The organism is Nonomuraea sp. NPDC051941 (genome assembly GCF_044593615.1).
Genome location: NZ_JBIUCF010000007.1, coordinates 22,780 through 37,022 on the forward strand (window position 1 = coordinate 22,780; position 14,243 = coordinate 37,022).

General features: G+C 68.2%; 12 protein-coding genes. 7 read left to right on the top strand and 5 right to left on the bottom strand.

Features of this window, described 5'->3' with window-relative positions; genetic code table 11:
- Positions 1-16: 16 nt before the first annotated feature.
- From ACIHFD_RS14425 to ACIHFD_RS14445, 5 genes are read left to right on the top strand one after another with little or no spacing between them, the layout of a single operon-like run.
- Positions 17-1,303: an ABC transporter substrate-binding protein gene (locus ACIHFD_RS14425; RefSeq protein WP_397367239.1), complete on the top strand. Its 1,287-nt coding sequence runs from the start codon at positions 17-19 to the stop codon at positions 1,301-1,303.
- A 2-nt stretch (positions 1,304-1,305) separates the two neighbouring features.
- Positions 1,306-2,232: a carbohydrate ABC transporter permease gene (locus ACIHFD_RS14430; RefSeq protein WP_397367240.1), complete on the top strand. Its 927-nt coding sequence runs from the start codon at positions 1,306-1,308 to the stop codon at positions 2,230-2,232.
- Positions 2,233-2,242: 10 nt separating this feature from the next.
- Entirely contained in the window at positions 2,243-3,064 is an 822-nt protein-coding gene (locus ACIHFD_RS14435; RefSeq protein WP_350731869.1) for a carbohydrate ABC transporter permease, read from the top strand.
- A complete protein-coding gene (locus ACIHFD_RS14440; protein ID WP_397367241.1) occupies positions 3,064-4,599 on the top strand; it encodes an amylo-alpha-1,6-glucosidase in 1,536 nt (511 codons plus the stop codon). The genes ACIHFD_RS14435 and ACIHFD_RS14440 overlap by 1 nt, the downstream gene beginning before the upstream one ends.
- A gap of 44 nt (positions 4,600-4,643) precedes the next feature.
- Positions 4,644-4,910, top strand: coding sequence for a hypothetical protein (locus ACIHFD_RS14445; RefSeq protein WP_397367242.1), 267 nt, complete (start codon positions 4,644-4,646; stop codon positions 4,908-4,910).
- Positions 4,911-4,913: 3 nt separating this feature from the next.
- Here ACIHFD_RS14445 and ACIHFD_RS14450 read toward each other — a convergent pair whose 3' ends face one another.
- The 5 genes from ACIHFD_RS14450 to ACIHFD_RS14470 all read right to left on the bottom strand — a co-directional run bounded on the left by ACIHFD_RS14450 (position 4,914) and on the right by ACIHFD_RS14470 (position 12,404).
- A complete protein-coding gene (locus tag ACIHFD_RS14450) occupies positions 4,914-5,807 on the bottom strand; it encodes a CAP domain-containing protein (RefSeq protein ID WP_397367243.1) in 894 nt (297 codons plus the stop codon).
- Positions 5,808-5,926: 119 nt separating this feature from the next.
- Positions 5,927-7,405 (bottom strand): protein kinase, encoded by a 1,479-nt coding sequence (locus tag ACIHFD_RS14455; RefSeq protein ID WP_397367244.1) that lies wholly within the window; start codon positions 7,403-7,405, stop codon positions 5,927-5,929.
- A gap of 303 nt (positions 7,406-7,708) precedes the next feature.
- Positions 7,709-7,873, bottom strand: a complete 165-nt coding sequence (locus tag ACIHFD_RS14460; RefSeq protein ID WP_397367245.1) for a LuxR C-terminal-related transcriptional regulator — start codon at positions 7,871-7,873, stop codon at positions 7,709-7,711.
- Between the two features lie 7 nt (positions 7,874-7,880).
- Entirely contained in the window at positions 7,881-8,447 is a 567-nt protein-coding gene (locus ACIHFD_RS14465; protein ID WP_397367246.1) for a hypothetical protein, read from the bottom strand.
- Between the two features lie 216 nt (positions 8,448-8,663).
- A complete protein-coding gene (locus ACIHFD_RS14470; RefSeq protein ID WP_397367248.1) occupies positions 8,664-12,404 on the bottom strand; it encodes a hypothetical protein in 3,741 nt (1,246 codons plus the stop codon).
- A gap of 195 nt (positions 12,405-12,599) precedes the next feature.
- On the opposite strand from ACIHFD_RS14470, the gene ACIHFD_RS14475 reads away from it, so the two are divergent.
- Positions 12,600-13,145, top strand: coding sequence for a DUF4365 domain-containing protein (locus ACIHFD_RS14475; RefSeq protein WP_397367249.1), 546 nt, complete (start codon positions 12,600-12,602; stop codon positions 13,143-13,145).
- Positions 13,145-14,242 carry a hypothetical protein gene (locus ACIHFD_RS14480; protein ID WP_397367251.1) on the top strand — a complete coding sequence of 366 codons (1,098 nt, stop codon included), beginning with the start codon at positions 13,145-13,147 and terminating at the stop codon, positions 14,240-14,242. The genes ACIHFD_RS14475 and ACIHFD_RS14480 overlap by 1 nt, the downstream gene beginning before the upstream one ends.
- Position 14,243 lies beyond the last annotated feature (1 nt).

A 14,243-nucleotide genomic window follows, 5' to 3' on the forward strand; every position in this document is an offset into this window, starting at 1 on the left:
CCGTAAGGAGCCGACCATGAACCGTGCCCTGGCAGTCCTGGGCATCCTCGCCGTCGCGACGACCGCGTGCAGCGGCAGCGGCGGCGGGAACGTCCCAGGCATGAGCAGCGGATCCGGCCCGGCCACCGTCCGCTGGTCCACCTGGGGATCGGCCGAGGACATCAAGCTCTACGAGAAGTTCACCGAGGACTTCGAGAAGCGCCACCCCGACATCAAGCTCAAGCTGGAGCCGGTCGCCAAGTACGAGGACTACCACCCCAAGCTGCTGGCCCAGCTCACCAGCAAGACCGCCCCCGACGTGTTCTTCGTGGGCGACGACAACATCGGCAAGTTCGTCTCCGCCGGGGTGCTGACCCCGCTCAACGACAACCTGGCCGGCCCTTCCTCCAAGAGCAAGCCCGAGGAGTTCTTCGAGGGCATCTACGGCGGCGCCAGGAAGGACGGCCAGATCTACGGCGTCCCCAACGACACCAACCCCGAGGTGCTCTGGTTCGACAAGAAGGCGCTCAAGGACGCCGGGATCACCGAGGACCCCGCCGCGCTCAACGAGGCCGGGCGGTGGACCATGGCCACGTACCTCGACATGAACGCCAAGCTCAAGGCGGCGGGCAAGGCCGGGTCGATCTTCTGGAACTGGTACGGCTCCACGTACTCCATGATCAACGGCTTCGGCGGGAAGGTCTGGGACGGCGGCAAGTTCGTCGCCACCACCGATCCCAAGGCACGCCAGGCCCTGCAGGCCCTGGCCAAGGGCTACCAGGACAAGACCTTCCTCAGCGCCGACCTGCTGCCCGACAGCAACGGCCCGAGCACGCAGTTCCTCAAGCACAAGGCCGGCTTCTACGCCGGAGGCCGGTGGATGATCGACTCCCTGAAGAAGGGCGGCGAGCTGGACGACTACGACATCGTGCCGTTCCCCTCGCAGACCGGCCAGCCGATGCCCGGCGCGGTGGCCGCCTCCTACCTGGCGCTCAACAAGGACACCAAGCTGCCCGAGCAGGCGTTCACCTTCCTCACCGAGTTCGTCGGCAAGGAGGGCCAGCTCATCAGGCTCAAGGACGGCGGCGCCGTGCCGTCCGTGAAGGGCGCCGAGCAGATCGTCCTCGCCGACGGCTACCCCGCCCACGCCCAGACCTTCCTCGACGTGCGTGACACGGGCTTCGCGAACTACCCCGAGGAGGTCGCCGTGCCCGGCCTCACCGCCGACATCAACGAGCACCTGATGAAGGTGTGGACCGGCAAGGTCGGCTTCGACGAGGGCATGACCCAGCTCCAGAAGCTCGTCGACGGCAAGCTGGGCTAGCCGTGACCGTCCTCGCACGGGCCCGGCCCCGCACGCTCCACCGGGCGCGGCCCGTCCGCAACCGCGACGGCTGGTGGGCCGCGTTCTTCCTCGCGCCGCAGGTCGCCGCGCTGCTGGTGTTCCTCGTCTTCCCGCTCGGCTTCGCGGTCGTGCTGGCGTTCATGCGCTGGGACGGGCTCGGGCAGAAGGAATGGGTCGGCTTCGACAACTTCGCCGCCCAGCTCTCCGATCCCGAGTTCGGGCTGGCGGTGTGGAACACGGTCAAGCTGGCGCTGCTGACCGTGCCGTTCGGGCTCGTCTTCGCGCTGCTCATCGCGGTCGCGCTGAACAACGTCAAAGGCGGCGGCTTCTACCGGGTGCTGTACTTCCTCCCGGTGGTCACGAGCTCGGTGGCCGTCGCGCTGATGTGGCAGATCATCCTGGCCGGCAACGACTACGGCGTGCTGAACTCGTCGCTCGAGCGCTGGTTCGGCATCAGCGCCCCCGACTGGCTCGGCGACCCCGGCTGGGTGATCGTGGCCATCGCCGTCGTGACGATCTGGTCGTCGCTCGGCCTGAACGTGGTGATCTTCCTGGCCGGGCTCCAGACGATCCCGCCGCAGATCGTCGAGGCCGCCCGCGTGGACGGCGCGGGCAGCCTGCGGATCTTCCGCTCGGTCACGCTGCCGCTGCTCTCGCCGACGATCTTCTTCTCCACCGTCGTCGCGGTGATCAGCTCGTTCCAGGCCTTCGACCAGATCTACGTGCTGGTGGACCCGGAGGACAACGAGGGCGCGAGGACGATCGTCTACCAGGTCTACGAGCTGGGCTTCAAGGACTTCCAGTTCGGCATGAGCAGCGCCGCCGCGCTGATCCTCCTGGTCCTGACGCTGCTCGTGACGCTCGTCCAGTTCGCGGCGCAGAAGCGCCTCGTCCACTACGACTCGTGAGGGGGCCGGGATGCGACCCAGGCAGGTAGCCCTGCACGCCGGGCTCACCCTCGGCGGGCTGGCGATGCTGTTCCCGTTCGTCTGGATGCTGCTGACGTCGTTCAAGGGCGTGCGGCAGATGCTGAACAACCCGCTCGACTGGCTGCCCGACCCGTGGCGCTGGGAGAACTACCCCGACGCGCTCGGCGCGGTGCCGTTCGGCACCGCGTACTGGAACAGCTTCTACATCGCCGCGCTGAACGTCACGCTCACGCTGCTGACCTCGGCCATGGCCGCCTACGCCTTCGCCCGGATCAGGTTTCGCGGCTCCGGCGTGCTGTTCGTGGTGTTCCTGGCCACCCAGATGGTGCCCGCGCAGGTGACGGTCGTGCCGCTCTACCTGATGCTGGCCAGGTTCGGCTGGATCGACTCGCATCTGTCGCTCATCGTGCCGAGCATCGCGAACCCGTTCGCGGTGTTCCTGCTGCGCCAGTTCATCAGGGCCGTGCCGGTGGAGCTGGAGGAGGCCGCCAGGATCGACGGGGCGGGCCGCTGGCGCTGCTTCTGGAACGTCGTGCTGCCGAACATCCGCCCCGGCCTCGGCGCGCTCGGCATCATCGCCTTCCTCGCGTCCTGGAACTCCTTCTTCTTCCCCCTGATCTTCCTGAACTCGCCCGAGCTGGCCACGGTGCCGCTGCTGCTCAGCCAGTTCTCCGGCCAGCGCACGGCTGTGGACTACGGGCTCATCCTGGCCGCCTCCGCGATCGCCGTCGTGCCGACGCTCATCGCGTTCCTCATCGGCCAGCGGAAGATCATCAACTCGATGGCCGCTTCCGGCCTGGGAGGTCGCTGATGCCGGACCTACGCGAACGCCCGTTCACCGACCGCGGCTCGCGGCTGCTGGTGATGGCGGCGGACGACGGCTCGCTCTGGATCGCCAGAGCCCTGTACGAGACCAGGCTCGCCGACACGAAGGTGCTCACCGGCCTGCGGATCCTTTCGGGGAGCGGCGAACTGCCGGTGCTGCGGGTGCTGCCGGACCGCGTGGAGTTCGCGGGCGGCGTGGCCATGGCCTTCGCGGACCCGGACACCCTCGTCCTGACCGGCGCGGGCGCGCGGGCCGTGTGGGACGGCGGCGAGGCCGACATCGACGGCTGCGTCACCCTCGTCGGCCCGGATCGCGCGAGGCACGACGCGGCGGCGGTGCTCGACGCGGCCGCCGCACGGTGGCGCGACTGGTTCGCCCGCATGCCCGCCGTGCGTGCGGACCTGCGCGAACGAGCGGAGGACGCGTGGTGGACGCTGGCGGTGAACCTGGTACGGATCCAGGGCCGAGAGTCCCTCGTCCCCTCCAAGAACGGCTACGTCGGCCTGTGGAACTGGGACTCCTACTTCCACGCCATCGCGCTCAGGCACGCCGACCCCGCCCTGGCCAGGGAGCAGATCCGCATCCTGCTCGACCACCAGCGCCCCGACGGCCTGATCCCCGACGTCGTACACGACCACGGCGCGCTGGCCGAGACCACGGACCTGCCCCGCTCCGATCTGGCCAGGCTGGCCGAGCATGTCGGGGGCGGGCCGATCGGGGACGCCGTCCCCGTCACCAAACCGCCGCTCACCGCCTGGGCGGTGTGGAAGATCCACGAGGTGGACCCCGACCCCGCCTTCCTCGCCGAGGTGTACGAGCCGCTGGCCCGCTCCCAGGAGTGGTGGTTCACCCGCTCCGATCCGGACGGTGACGGGTTGGCCGAGTACCTGCACCCGTACTCGTCCGGCCTGGACGACAGCCCCATCTGGGACGGCGGCCCCCGCGCCGAGCCGCCCGACCTGAACGCCTACCTCACCCTCCAGTACGACCGCCTGGGCGACATCGCACAGGCGCTCGGCAAGGACGCCGCGCCGTGGCGGGCCAGGGCGCAGGCCCTGGTGGACCGGATGATCGCGCGCCGGTGGAACGGCACGAGGTTCGCCACCCTGGTCGGCGGTCGCGAGGTGGACGTGCGCACCCCGCTGGAGCTGATGCCGCTCTTCACCGGGAGGCTCCCCGCGGGGATCGCGGACCGGCTCGTCGCCGGCCTGCGCTCGCCGAGCTTCTGGGCCGAGCGCCCGGTGCCGACCGTCGCCTTCGACGACCCGAGATTCGACCCCGAGGCCATGTGGCGCGGACCTGTCTGGCTGAACGTCAACTATCTGCTCATCGACGGTCTGCGCCGCTCGGGGCATCAGGAGACGGCCGCCGAGCTGCGCGAGCGCACGCTGGCCATGGTCCGCGACGGTGGCGGCCTCCACGAGTACTGGAACCCGCTGACCGGCCGTCGCGCGGGCCGCGCGACGACCGCCTTCGGCTGGTCCGCCGCCCTCTTCCTGGACCTCGCCCAGGAGGGCTGATTTGATGGATCTTTGTTCACCGGGCCAGCTCGGGAGGATCCGTGGTGAGCAAGAAGGAGCGAGACGATCCGGACGACTTCGGAGGGATCGGTTTCGGCCGCATGGCCTTCCTCCTGGCCGTCGTGGCCTTGGGACGCCCCTGGGAGACGCTCAAGGAGCTCTTCGGGTTGATCCGTCGGCTGGGGCGTCGGGTGCTCAGGCTCGTACTGGCTCCCTTCCGGCTGGTTGCCTTGATCGTGTGGTCGCGTACGGCGGATCGACGCCCCACCTTCGAGGATCACCTGCACCGTGAGGACAGAGATCTCTCGTGACGATCAGCCGGCGGCGAAGTCCTGCGTCCAGTAGATCTGCCCCTGCGCGTCCTTGGCCGCGCCCACCCCGATGAGGGTGTACGAGCAGTTCATGATGTTCTTCCGGTGGCCGTCGCTGTTCATCCAGCCCTTGACCACCTCGGCCGCCGACCGCTGCCCCATGGCGATGTTCTCGGCCAGGGTCGAGCCGGTGAAGCCGGTCGCACGAATGCGGTCGACCATGTCGCGGCCGTCCTGGGAGTCGTGGTCGAAGTAGTTGTTCTTCGCCATGTCGGCCGAGTGCCCGAACGCCGCCCTGCGTAGCCGCGCGTCGTGTTTGAGGGGGTCGCAGCCGCCCTTGACCCGCTCGGCGTTGGTCAGCCGGACGACCTCCTTCTCCACTGCCGTGCCGACGGAGGTGGCGGTCTTCTTCGTCTCGGAAACCGGCGGCGCCGTATCCCGCGTCGTGGGGGTGGGAGTGGGAGTGGGGGTGGCGCAGGTCAGCTGTACGGCCTTGGACTTGGCGGTGCCGCCGCGGTAGTCGGTGGCGACCGCGTAGTACGTGCCCGGCTTGCAGGGCAGCTTCAGGGTGATGCGGTCCTTCCTGGCGGCGCCGCTCTTGACGACCGGATCGTCGCCGGGGACGGCGCGCATGACTCGGATGCGCAGCAGCGCCGGGCGCACACAGCCGCGGCGGACGGCCGAGGTCTGGATCCTGAGCGCGGAGATGCCCGGCCTGGCCACGCTCACGCGGCACTTGTCCGATTCGGAGGTCGGCTCGGGAGTCGCCTCCTCGGTCTGCGTCGGCGGGGTGGTCGGCGCGGTCATCTCGGGCGCCGCTCCGGCCGCCCCGCCGGTGGACGGGGCGCAAGCGGCGAGGCCGGCGACGACGGCGAGTACCCCAAGGGGTCGACGCATGAGGATTTCCTCCGGTGGAGGGAGACGCTGGTGGTCCCGCATTCTGCCTGATCCATTACCGACTTGTCATGACAATCCGGACATTTCGCCCTGTGAGTAATCTCAACCACCGGCGCCGATCAGCGTGCCGGGCGGGCCGCCTCCATCGCCGCGGCCACGGACGCGGCCGCACGCCCGATGGCCTTCGTCCCGGGCCGCGGGCCGCTGTAGCTGAGCGTGGCGGTGACGTTGGACATGCGGAACACCATGTTGGCCACGTACGTGCCGTTCGCCCGGTAGACGGACGCGAACGACTCCTCGCCGACCACCGGAGTCCGGGCGAACGCGATGTCCGGATGTTCGTCCCGCAGATCCTGAAAGGTCTGCTTGATGCCGACGAAGTTGGCCTTGGCCCCCTTGAGGGTGTCGACCCGGTAGAGGGAGACGGTCGCGTAGGAGCCGTTGGCGCCGAAGTACTGGCAGATCTTCCGGTCGAGATTGTCGCTCTGAAGCTTGCTGCCGAGCAGCGTGCGGACCTGCGCGGCGGTCAGCACCTTGCAGGAGTGCAGGCCGGTGCCGAAGAGCGGTTTCCCGGCCGGTGAGGACGACACGGGTTTGGACTGCGTTGTGGTGCCGCCGGCCGGCGTCGGCTCGGCGCCCGTACTCTCTCCGGGACGGGTCAGCCCCCAGATCACCGCACCCGCCGTCAGGGAGAGCGCGAGAGCCAGCGCGCCGCCCACGACGGCGAACCGGCGCCACGTGGGTGCGGGCCGCCGCCGGGACGTGGGGCGGGTGTCCGCGGGAACCTCGCCCTGGGCCACCGCCTGCAACCACGCCGCCGCCTGCGCGGGGCCGCAGCGTTGCCGGGGATCCTTCACCAGCAGCGCGGCGAGGACGGGCGTGAGCGAACCGGCCCGTTGCGGGGGAGCGGGCTCGTGCAGCAGCACGGCCGCCATCACGGCCGCCCCATTGGGGCCGGTGTAGGCGGTTCTGCCCTCCACCGCCGTGTACAGGGTGGCTCCCAGCGACCACAGGTCGGCCTCCGGGCCGTCGGCCTCGCCACGCAACCGCTCCGGCGCGATGTAGCCGGGCGAGCCGTTAAGCAGGCCGGTCTGCGTCAGCGCGGCGTCCCCCGCCACGGTGGCGATGCCGAAGTCGGTCAGCAGCACCCGACCGTCCTGGGTGAGCAGAACATTGCCCGGTTTGACGTCGCGGTGCAGGACTCCCATCGCGTGCGCGGCGGCCAGCGCGTCGAGCACGTGCCGCCCGACCCAGGCGGCCTGGGCGGGTGGCAGCGGCCCGTCCTCGCGTACGATCCGGTCGAGGGAACGGCCGTTGACCAGCTCCATCACGATCCACGGCCGACCGCTGTCCATGACGACGTCGTGCACCGTGACGATCGACGGATGCGAACGCAGCCGCGCCGCGGCCCGCGCCTCACGCAGGGTCCGCTCGGTCAGCTCGGCCCGGGACGCCTCGTCCAGATCGGCGGGCAGCCGTACTTCCTTGACGGCGACCTGCTGCCGCAGCAGTTCGTCCACGGCCAGCCACACCGTGCCCATGCCGCCCTGGCCGAGCTGCGACATCAGCGAATAGCGGCCTGCCAGCATCATCGTCATGCCGTCGCCATGCGGCAGGACGCGTCATCGTCGCATAAGTGGGCCTTCCGCGGTCTGGACCCGGTGGGCGCGTGTTTCTCCACTGGCTGTTCCTCCAGAGATGAGGTGTCGCATGGGTCGGCCGTACGAGCCGACTCCTGTGTCCAGGAGCCGGGCCTGCGGCGAAGCCCGTGGTGGGAAGGGCACAACGTAGCATGCGCGACGTGGCTTCTCCTTCCGCATGCCTTCCGTCCTGGACATCCTCCCGTTCGACGAACCCCCGATCCCGGATGTTCGTCAAACGGGAGGCCCATTCGCGTCCGGTCAGCTCATCGGACGGCGATTCCACCGGGCGGTCAGCTCGGTCAGGCTGCCACATCCCGTCTTCTCGAGGACGCGGGTGAGATGTTTCTCGACCGCGCTCTCGCTGACGTTCAGCCGCCGCGCGATGTGCTTGTGGCCCAGCCCGAGCACCACCAGTTCGGCCACGTCGCGCTCACCCGAGGTGAGGTCCCTCCCGCACGGAGGCCTGTACGAGGTTCGCGTCGAAGTACGGGATCAGCAACGGGCCCAGCGTGGCCGCCATCAGCAGGTCGCTCGGCTCGATAGCGCGTCGATCACCGTCGAACGGCACCCCCAGCGTGCTGACCGCGCCCGTGGCCGGGGACCTGACGACGATCTTCAGCATGTCGTCGATGCCGTTGCGGCGCAGGAACGTGTCGGCGAAGTCCCGCTCCGGCTCGCTCGCCCGCAGGCGGAGCCGTCCGAGGGTCGCCACACCGTGGCGGCTCAGGCAGGCGATCCCGTCGCGCGAGGCGAACGGATTGTTCCAGCGCCAGCGCTCGACGTATTCCTCCACGAAGTCCGGCCGGAACATGGTGAGGTACTGCTCCTCGCCGTCGCTTCCCAGCGCCAGATATGCGGGGTTCTCGGCCACGAACGCATCGATCCACCCGAGATGTACGGCCACAGCCTCGGCCAGCACCGGATAGAGCTCACCCTTCCGGGCCCCGGCCACTTGCTCGAGCACCTTGATGAGCCTTCGGTATGCCTGCTGTTCCACGGATCCGCCATCGCACTCGTTGATCGCTTCAGGGGAGCAGCCGGTATGGCGGGCTGCGGCGTTCTCGCCTGCTCAAGGATTCCGTAACGGGCGGCCGTTCATCTATTAGTTGGCCAAGGAATTCGCTTCAAAAGCCCATGTCACAGGGCACTTCCCGGTCGCGGGTGATGACAGATCCGACAAATGCCTCAATCTCGTCCGGCCGCCCTCGTCCCATCAACGAGGGCTCGTGCAAGGCAGTCGTCCCAGCGAGTTGGCGCCGATATACAGCTCTCTTTCCTCGGGGAGCAGTGTACGTCCGACCGTGGCGCAGGCGGCTTGCAGCATTTTGTCCTCGCCATACTCCCAAACCACCAGCCGCGCGCTTCTCTCCGGGCTGGGCTCCGTCACCGCGACAAGCCTTCTTCCCCGGCTCAAGAAGGCAAGCGCCGTCCTGACCTGACGTTGTTCCAGAGGCGCCTCTATCTTTCCGATATCCGATCCGGTATTGAGATCGGTCAAGACAATCGCTCCGTCCGAGCGCAGGCGGGCGACTGTTCCCGTCCGGCTGGCCCAGACCCCGTTCACGTAGTGCCCATTTTCGGGGAGCACCCGGATCAGCTTGGTCGTACGGGCGTCCCTGATCTCCAGATCGCCGGTCAGTCGTTGGATGAGGAGACGCCCCTGAGCGAAGGCGACACCCGCCATGGTGTCGCCCCGGACGATCAGTTCCTGGCCGGTAGCCATGTCGATGACGCGCAGAACATCCTGGTACGCTCCCGCCGTGGAACCTTCAACGGCCACTGTCATCGTCTGCGGGTCTATGTGAGCGGGCCCGCCGTAGTCACCCTCCTGGCTGAGGTTCTTCTGGCGGTCAGCAGATCGCGGGACTGCTCGGACGACGCGGCCCGTGCCGGGATCGATGAGGACGATGTCGCCTGAGTCATGAACGATGACGATGCCGCGCCCGTCCGATGTCCACGCCGCTCCGAGAATGGATTCCTGGCGCGTGTCCCAAACGCCGGCGATCGGCCAATCGGGAGCGTGCGTACGAATCTCGATTTTGCCGTTGTACTTGATCAGGAGGAGTCTCTTTCCGTCAGGACTCCATGCCGCGTGGGCATACGATCCTTTGATCTGCCTGCTTGAGAACGGAACGTTGCCGACGCCGGCGAGAATCGTCTGGCCCGATTCGCTGGTCACCAGAACGTCGTCCTCGCCCTCTCGCACCGCGAGAGCAGGTCCGCTGCACGCCATGCAGGACCACTTCAACGGGATGGGCATGCGTTGACTCAGGCGGGTCACCTGATTGAGCTCCCATATCGCCAGGGTTCGCCCTGAGGCGGACACCAGGCGATCCGAGCTGCCACCCAGGAAGGCGAGTCCCGCGTCGTCGATGGAACTGCTTCCCGTCAGGACCTCCAGGTTGGACGGCTCGGTTTTAGACGTGGTCGAGACATGAATTCTTCCGGTGTCGGCCACGGCCAGTCGCCTGCCGTCGGCGCTGATCGCGATCGCATTGGGGCTGGCTCCTGATGTGGCCCCGGCCAGGTCGCCGTTGGGGAGGTTCGATGTCGCGTCGGTTCGCCAGATCGGCGCCCGGGTCTGGCCCCACGCCGCTGCGAAGTGCCGGCCCCGCGGGGAGATGGCCGTCACCGACGGCGTGTCGGCGGGTACCCAACCGTGAGCGGAAGAACGGATGGTCACTGCCGGTAGTGACCGTCGGTCCCACTCGGTCAGGCCGTTATGGATGACCGCCTCGTCGTCCTCGGCGAAGACGATTTCGCTGGACCTGGACAAGTAGAGCTCGGACCTGGCCGTATGCGATCGGCCGAATTTCTCGTCGTGTACAACCACCCGTGACGAATAGACGGATGTGTCGCTCCCGGAGTAGGCGACGACAACGTATCGGTGCGTGGGACTGACGCCGACTGCGGCGGGCCGGAACCCGTCCGGCCCCGGAACGTTCCGAGCGCCGGTCTCCCTCCGCCACAGTCGCACCGCCGCCCCGTCCGTGAAGACGACCGTGTTGCCGATGGCGTCCACGCCGACGTCCGTGATCGGTCTGCTGAGCCGGCCGATGGCCTGGCCGACGGTCGTGCTGAGATCCCAGAGCTGTACGTTGCCGTCCTGCGCGCCGGTCACCAGGAAGCGGCCGTCGGCCGAAGAACCCAATGCCGTCACGCGCGATGAGGCGTAGAGATACTTGCTGAGATGCGGGCTGGAGGTGGTCGCCTGGAAGAGCGCGTCCTTCGTCTGAGGGTTCTGATCCAGTTCGTAGGCGGCCACCGCCAGGAGTTGGGCCGTGTCCAGGCGCGTCGTCAGCAGCGCCTCCGCTTTGGCGGCCAGCTGCCGGGCCAGATTGACCCGATCACGTGCCGCGACGTTGTTCCGCTGGTCGACGGCCACGACAGCGGCGGTGCTGGCCAGGAGCGAGAGCACGGCGAGGAAGACGACCATGGTGGTACGCCGCCTGGCGGTCCTGCGTTCCTGGGCCAAGGAGGCCGTCAGGAACGCCTTGACGACGGGGGCCAGATCGTCTGGAGCTGCCCTTGCCGCCCATCTGTTGGCGACAGCCAGGCGGCTGCCCCGATAGAGCCTCGACGAGTCGCGGAACTCTCGCTGCCACGCGGTCGCGGCCTCCTCCAGCTCTTGCTGGACGAGCTGCCCGGCGCGATCGCGGTCGATCCAACGCCGCAACTGCGGCCAGCTCCGCAGCAACGCCTCGTGCGTGATCTCCACGGCGTCGTGGTGCTGCGTGAGCAGCCGAGCCTCGGTGAACACGTCCACCACGATCGCGGCCAATCCGGGGTCGGCGCTGGTGCCGATCAGGTCCGTTCGGGACAGCCGCCGCCTGGAGTCATCCGTTCCGTTCCCGATCCTGGTCAGCCGCAGGAACAGCGAGCGCGCCATACGCTTCCCGGCCGCGTCCAGACTGTTGTAGGCACGATCGGCCGTCGTGGCGATGGCGTGCTGGATCCCGCCTGCGACCTCGTAGCCCCGCACTGTGAGAGTGGCGCCATTGCGCTGCTGCCAGCAGGCTCTCAGAGCGTGAGCCAGGAGGGGCAGCCTGCCCGCCTGATACCCGCCGAGCCCGTCGCCGTCCGCCCCCAGGTCACGCAGGAGCAGTTGCAGCAGGCCAGGTTCGACGTCCATTCCGACGTCCTGGGCGGGAAAGACGATGGCCTCACTGACTTCCTCAACCGTCATCGCGCCGACCACCAAGGGAGCGTCCTGCAAGGCCGTCTTGATGGCAGGGAAGTCGGCACACGCGGCGTAGAAGTCCGCCCGTACGCCGAGCACGACCAGCGCCGGTCCGTCGGCGCGCGGAGCGGCGATCCGGCTCAGCAGTTCGACGAAGGTGCGTCGCTGTTCGACGTCGCCGCAGAGCGTGAACAGCTCTTCGAACTGGTCCACCACCAGGACCAGGCCGTTGTCGCCGGCGAGCCGGTCGTCCAGCAGGGTGACGCACGATTGAGGGTTGCCGACCAACTCTTCGACCGAAGGAGGTTGCGCGAGGAGCGGCGCGAGGTGCGTGGCAAGCGCGTGTACAGGTCTGGCGGTGGGGGTGAAAAGGATCTTCGCCCATTCGGCCGAGCCCGGCAACGCCCCGTCCTCCAGCCTGGGCAGCAGGCCCGCTCTCAGGAGCGACGATTTCCCCGCTCCTGAGGAAGCCACGATCATCTGTGGCCCGCCCGTTCGCTGACGTCGATCGAGGCGATCGATCAGGTCGGCGGTGAGGCGGTCGCGGCCGAAGAACCATCGAGCGTGTTCTCGGGTGAACGGAGCCAGGCCCGGATAAGGGCACTCGCTGACGACGGATCCTGGCTCCGTACGGGTGCGTGCCCCGTCTCCGTAGTGGAAGTGCTGGTCTCGACCCGCTTGGTAGACCTTGCCCTGTCCGCTGGCGTGTGCTCGCAGTTGAACGTCCTCGCGATGCGCGGGCGCATCCGGCGGCACCTGGTCCGGGGAGTCCATGGGTGACCGCCTCTCTCGAAGTGGGGCATCACGCTAACGGTAGAGTCGCCGTACGAAATGTGCGCCGCCGGCCCGAAATGGCTGCAGGTAATTGCCATATTCATGGCGACCGATAATAAATCGGGAAAATGCGTCTCATGCGTCGCCAAAGCGAAACTCCCTCTCCTCTCGGCTGCCTTGTGGATACTCTCTAGCGTGCGGATCGAGCGGTCGGCGGGTGAGGGAGACTGCGTGCTGGACCAGCGGAATCATCAAGGGAAGTTCGCCGAGGACTATGTGAGGGTGCTCGCTTCGGCCGCGGGCCTTCTCGTCTACAAGGACGATCTCGACCATGATGGCATCGACCTGGGATTTCGATATGCCGGACGAACGGGGTACATCTCCTCGCCCGCTATCGAGGTACAGGTCAAGTCGTGGTCGAAGCCGCTGAGCAAGGGCCCGGATCTGCAGTTTCGCGGGCTTGACGAGGTGCAGTACAACAAGCTCGTCGCCGGTCCGTTTCTCGTTCCCCGTTACCTTTTCCTCGTCGTGGTCCCACCGGAGAGTGACCGATACGCACGCGTGGAGACCGAGGGGCTGACGTTGAGCCGGCTCTGCTACTACCGCGGGTTCGAGGGGGAGCAGCCCATCGCCTCTCCCAGCGCCAAACGGCAGGTCCCCATCCAGGTGCCGTTGGGGAACGTTCTCACGGTCCGCGCGTTACGCGAGCTCGTCGGAGCGCCCACGGGACCGCTCGCCTGATGAGGAACGTGTCAGTCGCCGATGTCAGCAGTTATCTGGCCGCTACCGGCTGGGTTCGCCAGCCGGAGGGCTGGAGGGGCGCGGCTGTCTGGGTGCATGAGGGCGATCACGAGATCCTGGTGCCCGGAGCGGACTATCTGGCCGACGGACCGCGGCGTCTCAAAGAGACCCTTTCGCTGCTGGCGAGGGTGGAGGGCCGCTCTGTCGAGGACATCGCATCCGACATCAGCTCGCCCATGGCCGATGTCCAGTGGTATCGCGCACCGATCGTCCCCATGGATGGGGAGTTCGGGCTGGTGGACGCGGTCACAGCCCTCAACAGCGCGCACGCCGCCCTGAGCGCGGCGGCGCGTGCCGCTCTGGACGGACCTCGGCCGGTGTTCGACGGCACGGCCCCCAAAGCAGTGCGTGACCTGCTCGCCCGCGTCTGGATCGGACCGATCGTGCCGTCGGCGGACCTCCTCACGGTACGCATCCCATTGGACGGGGAGAATTCCGGCGATCCTCCGCTGGCGCGCCGCACCTTGACCCTGCTGCAGCGCGCCACGCTGCTCCTGCGCGAAGCCAGCGCCGAGGTACGCAGAACCGGCGACATCAGCGTCTTCGACGACACGGTCCGGGACGGCGTGTCGGCCGACCTGTGCGTCGCGCTCGCGCGATTCGCCGGCACCGATCCCGGGACCCGGTTCGAGGTCGGCTTCCGCTGGGCCCGCGCGCTGCCCTCCGAGGTGCCCGCGCGGACGGTGGTCTTCGAGGCCGAGACCGGGACCCTGTTGCGCCGCGTCGCCCACAGGCTGCGGCGCCTCCACCGCGAGAGCGCCTCTGTCACAGGCCTCATCGGCACGCTCTTCGACAACGGCGGTGAGGACCGGTTCCGTGTCCACGTACGCGGCGAGGTGGCCATCGGGGACGGCGAGCCACGCGGCTCCATATGGGTGCGCCTGCCCGACGAGGCGGCCTACGACGTGGCCGTCGAAGCGCACCGCAACCGGACCCTCGTGCGTGCGGCCGGCACGCTCAAGGACGTCAACGGCCGCCGGGAACTCATAGCGACCAGCTTCCACACCGTTGTGGACGATCGATCCGAGGAGAGCTGAT

Excerpts from the sequence above, each read along its gene's own strand:
- ACIHFD_RS14425 (WP_397367239.1), top strand. The coding sequence starts at position 17 with ATGAACCGTGCCCTGGCAGTCCTGGGCATCCTCGCCGTCGCGACGACC.
- ACIHFD_RS14435 (WP_350731869.1), top strand. The coding sequence starts at position 2,243 with ATGCGACCCAGGCAGGTAGCCCTGCACGCCGGGCTCACCCTCGGCGGG.
- ACIHFD_RS14440 (WP_397367241.1), top strand. The coding sequence starts at position 3,064 with ATGCCGGACCTACGCGAACGCCCGTTCACCGACCGCGGCTCGCGGCTG.
- ACIHFD_RS14450 (WP_397367243.1), bottom strand. The coding sequence starts at position 5,807 with ATGCGTCGACCCCTTGGGGTACTCGCCGTCGTCGCCGGCCTCGCCGCT.
- ACIHFD_RS14455 (WP_397367244.1), bottom strand. The coding sequence starts at position 7,405 with ATGACGATGATGCTGGCAGGCCGCTATTCGCTGATGTCGCAGCTCGGC.
- ACIHFD_RS14470 (WP_397367248.1), bottom strand. The coding sequence starts at position 12,404 with ATGGACTCCCCGGACCAGGTGCCGCCGGATGCGCCCGCGCATCGCGAG.
- ACIHFD_RS14480 (WP_397367251.1), top strand. The coding sequence starts at position 13,145 with ATGAGGAACGTGTCAGTCGCCGATGTCAGCAGTTATCTGGCCGCTACC.